Below are 12121 nucleotides of genomic sequence, written 5' to 3'. Positions count from 1 at the left end.
AAAGATGGACAACGCTAATTTCACGGAACTAAAAGACTTATTTTCAACTATTGAAGCAAATATTGACGATACACCGCTAGAGCATAAACCTGAGCCCAGTCCATACGATCAATCGGCTGACGAACCTATTTACAACGAAGCCACACTGTCAGATATACAAGGAAACTTACTGCTCGGGTTTAATACCAATTATGAGCACTTTTTGTTTTTAAGTTTTGGAGTTGGCAGCTCTCCTAAACAATTCTTGCGTTTAATTTCCCCCTATGTATCTATATCCAGCGCTTATGAAGTTTTAAAGTTTCGAAAAATACATCGGCAACGCCGAGCTCAACTGGGTCAAAGGGAAACTTATTTGTCGTCAGCTTGGTTGAATTTGTCATTTTCATACACGGGCATAGCAAAACTAACCTCGGATGAAGAAGCCAATAAATTTGGTGATGACAGTTTTCGTTTGGGAATGGCCAAAAGGTCAACTTTCTTAGGTGATCCTAGCGATGAATCTAGTCCTGGCCATCAATCGAATTGGCGTTTTGGTGGTACCAATAATGAGATCGACATGATGATCACGACCGCTGCGAACTCCAAAGATCAGTTGCAAGAATTTGTGGCATTGATAAAACAACATGCGCAAGATCAGGGCATCGAGTTGCAATATGAACAACCAGGGGAGCGGTTACCAGGCAAGTTTAGAGGCCACGAACATTTTGGCTTTAAAGATGGCATTTCGCAGCCGGGAATACGGGGAAAACTGTCTGAACGCCCTGGCGATTTTATCACCCCACGTTATGTGGCTGGTACCGACGAACGCAAAGATTATTTTGCCAAGCCAGGGCAGTTATTGGTTTGGCCAGGTCAGTTTCTTTTAGGAGAGCCACGTCAAAGCACTGAACACTTATATCTTAAAGGGCGAATCCAGACAAATATTCCCGGCTGGGCAAAGCTTGGCTCTTACGTGGTAGTAAGACGCTTACATCAAGATGTGTCCGCGTTTTGGGGGTTTGTTAGTAGCACTGCGGAATCATTAAACATTGACGTAATAGAGTTTGCCTCTCGTTTGGTTGGTCGCTGGCCTAGTGGTGCTCCATTGATGCGAAGCCCTAACAGTGAATTGCCTGAGCTTGGTAAAAACGCGTTTGCAAACAATCATTTTCTATTTGACGACAACACAAGCGAAATTGAGTTCAGTGATAGCCATTATCCAGGAGACTCGTTTCCACAGGCGAAAGCTGATTTTCTCGCCAAAGTTTGCCCTCATTTCGCGCACATTAGAAAAGTCAATCCGAGAGAAAGTGTTACCGATTTAGGAAAGCCAGAAGATAACTTAGCTAGAATGATCTTGCGCCGCGGCATACCTTATGGACCAGCGATCGCTGGCAATCCAGATTTAAGCGATGAGGACTTACTGCTAGACAGAGGTTTAATGTTTGTTTGTTATAACTCAAGTATTGAAGATCAGTTTGAGTTTTTACAACGACGTTGGGCGAACTCAGCAATTCAGCCAAATCAAGGTGGGCACGACATGGTCATAGGCCAGAACGGATCGACAGGGAATAGAGAACGGCATATCGAGTTCCCCGGTGAACACCAGACGACTGAAATTAAAACCCAACAAGATTTTGTTGTGCCGACTGGTGGAGAGTATTTGTTTGCGCCTGCGATTTCAGCATTGAATGACATACTGGCAAAATAGTTTCCTTAGAGGAATAAGAAAGAACCACGTCTTGGCCCAATTGAGGGGTCGATGACTCCAGGTGCAATAAAGACTGAAAGCTATATAGATCAAGGATTTCAAGACTTTATATTTCTCGACATCCTTTAACTTTCAGTAATTGAGTGATTTCTAATCTGAACGTTTTTACGTCGTTTCAGGCCCCTAAAAGTGCTTGATTGCACCTGGTATCAGCTACCTTTTAATTGGGCCACATACTGACCTTAACTTATGCAGTATTTTGCCAGGTTACAAAGACTTTGAGCAACATCTGAATGTTCAACACCCAATAGCTTTTATCTGATTTGTAAGGTTTATTGAATCCCTCAAAAAAAGTCTCACATAGCCTGTAAGTTATCTGGTAACTTAAAAGATTTTACGCAAACATATAAAAATTTTAATATTTACACTTAAATGTCAGATTAAACTAGATATCAAAAACTTCTAAAAGGAAAGTATAAAGCTGAAAAATAGTCAAGATAATTAAATAGCATCAACATAGCTAATATTTTATTCATTTCTTTCCATAAATTTACGAATAAGTCTTTGTTTTAATTAATCAGCTTTTCTAACTGGTAATATGATTGTTATGAACAGATGTAAAAAGTACTTCCAAAATCCTTTTATTACTTACAGAGATGTTAAAGTTAAATCATCTTTTCAAAAAAAAGCATTAATTCAATTTATTAATAAGCTTTAAACTTCAATATTCAGCTATGGAAATAGTACAACCACCTTCAGGTTCTATTCAAAATCTCAATAGATTAATTCCACCTAATCATGAATACAATTATTTTGAAGAAGGTGATACTCACCATTTTAAGTATGATAGCAATGAATATCAATTAGTTAATGCTTGGCGTTTAGCAGATAGCGCTTTTTTAGCATATATAGAAAATGAACCTGTGTGTGAGCAACATTTCAAAAAGATTGGTCTTAATAAGGCTAAACTCTTCTCAGGTAGTAGCACTCAATGCTATGTAGCTAGTAATGACAAGTTCTCTATTATCTCTTTTCGTGGTACTGAGATAAAGAGATCAAATTTTGTCCAAGATGTCCTCATCGATGCTCGATTAAAGCTGGTTGATTCTTCCATAATAGGTAAAACTCATGAGGGTTTTAAAGCTGCTCTGGATGAGATTTGGGAGAAAGGTCCAAACTTAAAAGGATATCTCCAAGAGCTCATTGATACAAACCAAGAAATGTACTTATGGTTCACTGGACATAGTCTAGGAGGTGCTCTTGCTATTCTTGCCGCTAGCAGATTCGGTAAAGCACAAGGAATCTACACTTATGGTTGCCCAAAAGTAGGAAACTCAGAATTTGTTGATAGTATTGACAAAAAACTAGAAGGAAAGATATTCAGATTTGTTAATAATAATGATGCAATTACAAAGTTTCCTCTATCTGATTTAATTATATCAGTAGAACTTGTCGAAACACCATTTCCGAATATTCCTTTCCCTCGGTTTAATTCCCCTTTATCTTCTTTTCAACTTCCAGAGTTATATCAACATGTAGGAGAATTAAAACATATTGATAAGAATACCAATATTTCTACTTACCCGAGTAAAAAAGTAGATTATAATGATATTTTGATTAATTCTTCCCAGAATATTTTTGAGTCAACAGCAAGTATCATTTCAAAAAATTTTAATGATATTAAATTCAGTCTAATTGATCATGCGCCTGAATATTACTCAGTGCACTTAAGAAATAATTTCGCTAGGGATCTTGGCTCATCAACAAATTGATTTTTAAACTTCGGCCTGATCTTGTTACACCCCCACCATCTCCTCAATCCGCTCCATCGTGTCCCCAGGACGCAGCTCAATCACCCGCAACACATCGGACGTGCCCTCTATTTCCAAGGCGCACTCATAGCCTGGGGTTATTGCTGGGGTTGCTTAATTTCTTAGGAACTTTAAATAATTTCAGCTTTAAGCAACCTTGTGAGAACCTAAATCTTGAAAAAAATATTCAATGAAATTTTTCTGGCTCTCCGGGAATTAGCGTGGTAGCCGCTAGATATAGTGTTTAGGTCACAGCGAATGTCTGATACCCATTGAGGTCAAGAGAAATCCTTTGGAAGAGTCTTTCAATATCGAAAATACCGTAGCATCGTCTTTTTAAGACTTTGACTCGGTTATTAAATCCTTCCACAAAACCACTGGTCCACCCCTCCAGGAAATAGTTGGTCATCTCGTCCATCCAATTATTGATAGTGGTCAGAAAACAATCGAATTCCTTGATGTCACTCTTGAGTACTTGTTTACACCAAGCACGGATGGCACATTTAGCTCCGTGCTTGGTGTACCTGCCCTCAAATATCTGCGTGAGTTTCTCTCGGAGGTTGTACGCCTGTTTCAGTTGTGGAGAATAAGCAAACAATCGCTCAAGGAGTTGTTGCTCTGACTCTTTCAGATTCTCTGGTCGTTTTCTAAAAGGCCACATCGCGCCTTTGATGCTGTCATACTCTTGCTTAGAGAGCTCTCGTCGTAGACGTTTGACCTCACGTTTACGAACCGTATCAGCACAATTACGATAGGCTTTGGTCACATGAAAGCGGTCAATGACAATTTTGGCTTGCGGCAATTGTTCTCGGACTGCACTGACAAATCCTTGGTACATGTCCGTACAGACGCGCTCAATGGTTTGGCGTAAATCAATGGGAATCGATTGAAGGAAATTTGCCACTGTCTGCTGTTTACGGTCGGCTAGAACTGCCAATATATCCACCCCATCCGTCGTAGGAATCGTGATCAAAACCACAAAATCACGATGGCCTCGTTTGAGAGAAATCTCATCCATCCCCATAACTTTGAGGTCTGCATATTCGCTCCAGTCAACTTGAGCGGCAATCCAACGATCAATGATTCCACTGACGATATCCTCACTAACGCCTAGTTTTCTGGCAACATCTGAGACCGTTGAATTGATCAAGATTCGCAGAAGCCAACGCTCATATGCTTTTGTATTGGGACTGCGAGGTTCGTGCCATTCTAAATGTTGAGTTGTTGTGGGATGGTCATCGCAATACTTGCATCGATAACGCTTGGGCCGAATTTCTAAGTAAACGGGGACTTCAAATAATGGCAGGTGACGAATCCGAAAAGGCTGATCATGACAATGGAGGTCAGTAATCTCACGTCCGCATTGATGACAGGTTGTTCCTTGAAGCGTACTCTCAATCTTGATGAGCCAATCCCCTCTCTCAGTCTTCGATAGCTCTAGAACTCGAATATCAGGAAGGTTGAGCGGGATGCGAATTGAGTTATCCATTACGCCATTGCTCTGAAGTACTACCTCAGATCATTCCATAGGGATGAAAAAGGAAACACACTAAATGTAGGACTGCTACACGCTAATTCCCAGAGAGCCATTTTTCTTCAAATACTGTCATTGAATATTTTTAGGTGAATCTTAGTTATATTGAATAAATACTAGTGGTTTAAAGAAAAGTAGAGTAAAAAGGTGATAGGTTCATTTGAAAAATATTCAAAAGAGTTGCTTTGTTTCACCTCATAGGAAAGGAGGACATTGTATTCTGGGAAATATTTAATAACTGTTTATGGGAAGTAGAGTAGGAATCAGTACCCTACTTAAAACCTTACTGGAGTGATGATGAAAACAATGCTGCACGTGATCTGATTCATGAAAGATGGCTGATGGTGAAGGCTAACATTTTCGTCGGTGATGACACTAGTAAACCATCTGCAATTTACTAGGTGATCCATAAGTTCGTTAGCAAAATACCACAAATGAAAATAAAGTAACAACTAATTTGACTTAAATATAATCGTCTCTATTTCGAACGATTAAACGATGATAAGTGGTTAGGCAAGTTCATGAGGTAGATGGAACCCCATAAACTTGCTTTTTAAAGGTAAATAGCAATTCCACAAAAAATATCAGTAGTGATATCAATATCTTCAATCATTCAATTACTATATCAATGTCAATCGGAGGGTTCCAATGACCAGCAGTCTTTAAAAATAGCTTTTTAGCACTCACTTGAAACTCATAAATCTCTTGCAAGCTATAGCGTTCACGTGTGACGGGATTTGTCGCAACATCTTCTACAGAGCTATTATCAACAATCACAAATCGGTAGATATAACCTGCACCTGAAAGAACCGAATCAGCTTTCGGCAACTCCTCACTATTCCATTGATTCCAGTCATCAACTTTCTCAGCATTAACTAACCATAGGTCATTGTTAGGCACCGTTTGTCTTGACAAAGCGCTAAAGCATAATCTCAACACGTCCATGCGCTGGATCATTTCTCCCGCATCAACCTGATTCAGACCATTGAACCCAATTGTGCCAGCAAGCGCGTTACTCACATAGTCAGAACGATTGCGATGGGCAGAATTAACAAATTCTTGTCCGCCTTCTCTTTCGATGAACGGTCCGTATTCCCCATCCCAACCTCGATTACTGATAACTTCATTAAGCTTAACTCGCGGATGATTCGGATGATAACCCAACTCGCTATCAAGCAATGGCTGCGCTGTGGGTGACCCGGAGATGTTGAAGGTACGAGAAGAATCTGGTGCCGCAGCTGGCCAGTATGAATTTAGAGCAGCACAGAGTTTTGCATCTTCCAGAAATGGACTGCCCAAACCATAAGAAGCATAGGTCCCCAAACCATTCACGATATGCGTTGAAATATCCCAGCCAGGAGCAAACACATCGGCTGCCGCGTCTGGTAACCAGCTAAGCACCCGAGAGGGACTTTCGCCGGGGTCAAAAGCATCCCCCTGAGCAGCTCTGCCAATGATGCTTGTGACAGTGAAATTAGCATGATCACTGCGTGGAAATGCTGAAGCTTGTGTGAGTGGATTTTTCAGCGACATATTCGGTGACCTATGAATTAAACTAGCCTCACCTGATAATGAACGTTCAAAACGTCCATCACTCAATGGCCTAGGGCCCCCTTGGTTGAAATGCAGTCGATTATTTCTTGAAATATCAGACAAACTTAAACCAATGTCAGCGTTATATAGTTGCTCTACCCAACGTTGAATATCTAGTTGTCTAATCAATGGGAAAAAGTCGACAGCCGTGACCAAAGAATAAGCGCAAGATGTTGGCAAGTCACTCAAGCCAGATACCTCAACAGCAATAACGCCATCGCAGGAATCATCAATAAAATGCACTGCTTCATATCCGCCTTTTTCGATCACCTGCTCCCGAAACTCATCTGCTGATAACGTCTGATTTAAATCTTCTGTAGTATCATTGCTCACAAATTTATGGCGAATATTAGCGTATTCCGGTGCAGCTCTACCTGAAGGGGCAGGCAAGGATAAGGAGCTGAAAAAACGATTGCTTGTTCCCGATGGGACTTGAAAGCGAGCTAACTGCTCTGCCCCGTCTACCTTCTGAGTTGCTGTGCGCGTCAGTTGATCATGGTGATGAGACACAACTAACACTGAATCACCGACATATTCTAAAGAAGCCAGCTCAGGATCATTGTTCGAATCACGAACAAACGGAAAAGCATCAATATCGAAAATATCTAAAGGCTCGATAAAACCAGGATTATCTGGAGAATCTGTGTGTAAGCGACGCAACTTCTCGTTAATATGGTACTCACTAAAATTAATCGTACCAACCGTCATGGGAGCACCAAGCTCATCAAGTAAACATTCATCGCCAGCAAATAGCTTATGTACTGGGAACAAGAATATTTGCTGATTATCAGATGACGAAGCACGAAAAACCGCATCATCACTGGTTGGTGCACGACGCTCAGCAATAAATGCCCCATAGCGAGCAGGTAGTACCGCAGCACCTCGCTCACTTGTAACAGGTGAAGATGTATAGGATCTCGTCGGCGCATCATAACGTGGTGCTTCAGTACCGATTCTCGATACACCACAACGAGAAAAACCCAGATCAGCGTGGATTTTGTGTGGGCTGTTTTCTGCAATGCGATACTGATAGGCAAATACAGCCAGCACTGGGTTGTCGAAGGAATCAATAGAACGACGAGCCAATCCGTAAATGTAATTTTCCAGATTGTCAAGTTCACCTAATGTAGGATAAGCATCCGGATTGTTATGGGGGGTGCCATTATTTGTTGGATGAACATTGGGACTCGCCAAGGCGTGATATACCAAGCTCAGCGCTGGTTTACCCGGTTCAATACCTCGCTTTCCACTAACAGAAAAGTCTCCAAGGCCAGGTAAATCCCGACGTATTGCGGGAAGAAGTTTTTGACACTCTGAACCCAAGTCCTTTGCAGTAATATCTAGACCATGTTGGGCAAACCATTCGTCCCAGCCAAATGCCGCCAATCTCTTTAAATCTTTTTTTACCTTATAGACTAGCCCCATGTTACTACTCTCTTTTATTTCAAAAATTTAGTGTTTTCTAAAAGGTACTTAATTCAATAAAAAACATTCCAAGAAAAGTCTGAATCATAAGGTATTTGATAGCCGCCAGGAAAACTCAATATTTACGATCCTAACTAAACTTTATCTCGTTCATCTTTATTTTTTTAATTTTTACCTTTTATTTATTCCTCTTAACTCAAGACTTAAAAATCTAAATCACTCACCGTACAACGGAATTTAATCAGGGGTGCACGGATTAATTTAAAGCATAGACCGATAGTATACTTCGAGCGCTTTTTATACCAGCTTGCTAGATCACAGCAAAGAACTTGCAAAAACAACCTATCAAATAGCACCTCCAAATATAGCTAGCACTAAAATCAACAAATAAAACGCCTGATAGGGGGACTATTATCAGTATAAAAGCAATGATTCAGGATAAAAATGATTTTTTGTGTTTTTTTGTGCTGTCTTAAATTGCTGGATTTAGTGAAGAAAATAGTCAAGATATTTATCCTCTTTCAATGGTGCAGCCAATAGAGGTACAGCCAAGCTAGTCTTAAGGTTAGTTCCTAGAGACTTCGTTGAAAAAATTAATTCTAATAACGGAAATTTATTTCGGGGTCAATCGCACCCCATTATCATCTCAGGTCCCCCCTCAATTCCATCATCATTCCCCTCAAACTGCCCGTTTTCCTGATCAGATCCACAACCAAACTCATTGATATCAGATCGCTTTTCCATTTCTGTAATTAGATCACTGTCTTTCTTACAGATTTCACAACTTGGTCTATTTTTCTCCAATCTCTGATTCCACTTCACCTGAAACGCCTTCAGCATCTGGTCTTTGTAAGCTTCATTGCCCGAATAGCGAATCACATAGAGACTCACTGATTCCTCACTTCCCACCTTCACCAACTCATGGGCCACTCGCTTAATCAACTTATTGACGATGGCAACGGCACTCTGACCTTCACTGATGACATTCCGAAAATGGCGATAGATCTGATAGCGATATTCCAACGCCTTCACCTTGATATCCTCAAGTCGCTGATCATCCTCCGTCATCACCATGATTTCCATCCGCATCCGGGCCTCTACCTGCTCATATCGGGCCTGGGTGAATGCCTGAGACTGCTGCTCAATAGCATCCCTTAAACCCTGCTTCTGGTCCTTCAGCCCCTGCTTCTGCTGCTCCAACTGCTCCAGCTCCCCCTTCAGCGTTGTCTTCCTGGGATGAGCCTTTCTGCCCAATGCCGTTAACTTGGCTTGAATGGCCTTCTGCTCCTGAACAATTTCCCTGATCTGCCCAGCTAATCCCTTGACCTCCAATCTCAACGATTGTCGTTGCCGCTGCACCTGGCGACCTTTCTCCAACGCCTTGTCGTAGGCTTCATAATCAGCGCTGGTGACGTTGTAAGTATCTACCAAGTCAAATACCCCCAGGTCACGAAGTAACTGTACCTGGATGCGATTATTAGTTAACCGATGAGTCAACACGAACTGACTATTGAGCTGTTTCATAAAGTTTCTCCGGTCTAATTCCTCAGCAACTTCAGGGTGATAAGACATCCAATGCAACTTCGTGGCACTCTTCAACCGTCCTCGATGTTCCACACAGACTTGATGAATGAATTCATCCGTCAATTCAACACCGGGCAACTCATCTTGTAATAAGACCTTTTTGGCATCCAACGTATCTTTATAGGTGGCAGAAGAACTTCCCATCACTCGGATGGCCTGCTCCACCGTGAATCGCTCCCCATCAGCCGTCCCCAGCATCACCGCAGTTTCCACCTCCATCTGCTTCCGCACTTTGCTGAAGGACTCGACGATATCGGCATTGCGGTCTCTCAGTTCCTCCATCTCAATGGGATGTCCATGATCTTTCAGCAACAACATCAAGGACTCTCTGAGTGCTAACAGTGAAGCAATCGAGCGAGTTTGATATCGAGCAAAGCTGACGTTGTGACAGTTATTGGGATTCTGCTGATATGCCTTTAGTGCCGCCAACTGCTGAGCCGTTTCAGGGGACTGGTCATGAATCAACTGCTGTTCTAAATCAATGGAGGCAGCAACATCTTGTCCGTATTTGGACTGAAGCATGATGACCTGTTCCACGGACTTAATCGAAGGAATATCAGGGATATGAGCCTTGCGCGTCACATAGATTTCACGTACAACTTTGGCCCGATATCGCCAGAGCTGCTGATAGACACTACGAGCATGATTGGATGAGGCATAGCAGAATACTCGACTGAAATAGGGAATGGAAATTGTCAGGGCTGATTGTCCAGAATTGAGAAATCGACACCGTCCTGATAGGCTGAGCCTTGTCCCTGAGCCATACTCTGTCTGTATTTAATGGATTGTCTTCATTGCAACTCAACCCGAGTCTCATTTCTTCAGAGTAAGACTGACCTTGGCTATGCTCGGTTTCGATGCAAAGTGTGTCGGCGGAGTTACAATGAGCGAACTGGTACTCCCTTCAACTTTATTGAAGTTCCGACAGACATAGTATTCCAGGTGCTTTTACTTCGAGTACGCTACAAACTCAGCTATCGAGATGTGGCCGAGTACTTCTTGATCCGGGGCTTTGTTTTCACTCATGAAACCGTGCGAGATTGGGAGGAAAGATTTCTGCCTCACTTTACGGAACAGATTCAGACTAAACGGAAGGGAAAAGTAGGCAAGGTATGGCTTGTAGACGAAACTTATGTCCGAATCAAGGGCAGGTGGTGCTACCTTTATCGTGGCATTGATAATGCTGGCAATTTAGTGGATGTACGATTAAGCAAAACCAGAATCCATGTAAGCCGTGAGTTGGAAAACCAGGACAATTCAGCTAGAAGGATTGACCTATCACCTAATTCCCCAACTCACAGGAGAAGACCTATGAAAATTTTAGGCATTGATCTTGGAAAGTACACTTCAGCTGCTTGTTTATTTGATACCCAAAGTAACGACACCCTCTTTTTCTCCTTTAAATCCTTTGCTAGTGAATTTAAAGCACTACTTAGCCAAACTCAGCCAGAGCAGGTCGTTATCGAAGCTTGCACGATCTCTGGTTGGGTGTACGACCTTTGTCAGGCAGAAGGCTTTAACACCATTGTGGCCAACCCTACTCATGAAGCTTGGCACTGGAAACATGTCAAACGCAAGACAGATAAAGACGATGCGCTCAAGTTGACTAAATTAGCAGCACTTGGCCAGATTTCCCCTGTCTACATGCCATCCGCTGAATCCCGTCAATATCGGCAACTGGTCAAATATCGTAAACGCCTAGTCAGCCATGCCACACGAGCCCAAAACACCATTCGAGCCGTATTTAACCAGCAAGGAATTTCTATTCCTGCAGGGGAGAAGGCTTGGACAATTTCGAGAATAGAGCAACTGAAAAAGTATTCTCAAAACATGGATGAATGTTCGCTACTGTCCCTATGGCAGGGTCAACTCGATCTAGAACTGAAGCGGTTAGATGCCTTATGGGAGCAACTGCATGCTGTCGATAAAAAACTCACTGAGATCGCCAAACAAGACAATAGAGTTCAACTGCTTGAATCAATTCCAGGTGTGGGGCGTAAAACAGCAGAAGTAGTGGTGGCTTTTATAGATGACCCCAAACGGTTTAAGAATGCTAGGCAGATCGGTGCATATGCGGGGCTGGTCCCGCGACAACATCAGTCCGGTGAAATGAATCGGATGGGTAAGATAACTCAGCGTGGGCCAAGGATTTTAAGAGCTACGTTAGTTGAGGCTGCTTGGATTATGCAACGCTACAATCCTTGGGCTGCAGCACTGTATCAAAGACTTTGTGGTGGTCAAAAGACTCGTAGAAAACAAGCCATTATAGCTGTGGCCCGTAAACTGCTCATCCTTTGTTGGACGTTGTTAAAGAAGCAGGAGAAGTGGGACTCTAAACAGGCAGGTCCTATGGCAGCATAAGTCTCTTTTCTTTAGCATAGGAAGTCTAAGGATTTCTATATTCCCGTCATTAGGGAAAACTATCTCAGAGCTTGTCCATATCTCTAGTCTAATTCTTAATCAAGATTGCAAACCCGAATAAGC

6 protein-coding genes and 1 pseudogene are annotated in these 12121 nt (G+C 42.2%); 4 read left to right on the top strand and 3 right to left on the bottom strand.

The window, feature by feature from the left end:
• The first annotated feature begins 4 nt into the window (after positions 1-4).
• Together AM1_RS31970 and AM1_RS31965 are read left to right on the top strand one after the other, a co-directional pair.
• Positions 5-1690, top strand: a complete 1686-nt coding sequence (locus AM1_RS31970; protein ID WP_012167247.1) for a Dyp-type peroxidase — start codon at positions 5-7, stop codon at positions 1688-1690.
• 734 nt (positions 1691-2424) lie between these two features.
• A complete protein-coding gene (locus AM1_RS31965; RefSeq protein WP_012167246.1) occupies positions 2425-3462 on the top strand; it encodes a lipase family protein in 1038 nt (345 codons plus the stop codon).
• A gap of 283 nt (positions 3463-3745) precedes the next feature.
• Here the strand turns inward: AM1_RS31965 and AM1_RS31960 are convergent, their stop codons facing one another.
• The 3 genes from AM1_RS31960 to AM1_RS43595 all read right to left on the bottom strand — a co-directional run bounded on the left by AM1_RS31960 (position 3746) and on the right by AM1_RS43595 (position 10219).
• Complete coding sequence (locus AM1_RS31960) at positions 3746-4990, bottom strand: ISL3-like element ISAcma10 family transposase (protein WP_012160803.1); 1245 nt, start codon at positions 4988-4990, stop codon at positions 3746-3748.
• A gap of 654 nt (positions 4991-5644) precedes the next feature.
• A complete protein-coding gene (locus tag AM1_RS31955) occupies positions 5645-8053 on the bottom strand; it encodes a hypothetical protein (protein WP_012167245.1) in 2409 nt (802 codons plus the stop codon).
• Positions 8054-8677: 624 nt separating this feature from the next.
• The gene (locus AM1_RS43595; RefSeq protein WP_012167244.1) at positions 8678-10219 is read right to left on the bottom strand and encodes a hypothetical protein; all 1542 of its coding nucleotides are present in this window, start codon (positions 10217-10219) and stop codon (positions 8678-8680) included.
• A 198-nt stretch (positions 10220-10417) separates the two neighbouring features.
• On the opposite strand from AM1_RS43595, the pseudogene AM1_RS39180 reads away from it, so the two are divergent.
• Together AM1_RS39180 and AM1_RS31945 are read left to right on the top strand one after the other, a co-directional pair.
• Positions 10418-10858 (top strand): annotated as a pseudogene (locus AM1_RS39180) (DDE-type integrase/transposase/recombinase); the annotation flags it as partial.
• Between the two features lie 90 nt (positions 10859-10948).
• Positions 10949-11998 carry an IS110 family RNA-guided transposase gene (locus AM1_RS31945; RefSeq protein WP_012167243.1) on the top strand — a complete coding sequence of 350 codons (1050 nt, stop codon included), beginning with the start codon at positions 10949-10951 and terminating at the stop codon, positions 11996-11998.
• Positions 11999-12121: the final 123 nt, after the last annotated feature.

The sequence above is a fragment of the Acaryochloris marina MBIC11017 genome (assembly GCF_000018105.1).
GTDB classification, from domain to species: domain Bacteria; phylum Cyanobacteriota; class Cyanobacteriia; order Thermosynechococcales; family Thermosynechococcaceae; genus Acaryochloris; species Acaryochloris marina.
Note: the sequence above shows the minus strand (reverse complement) of the source record. Positions and strands in the feature narration are given on the sequence as shown.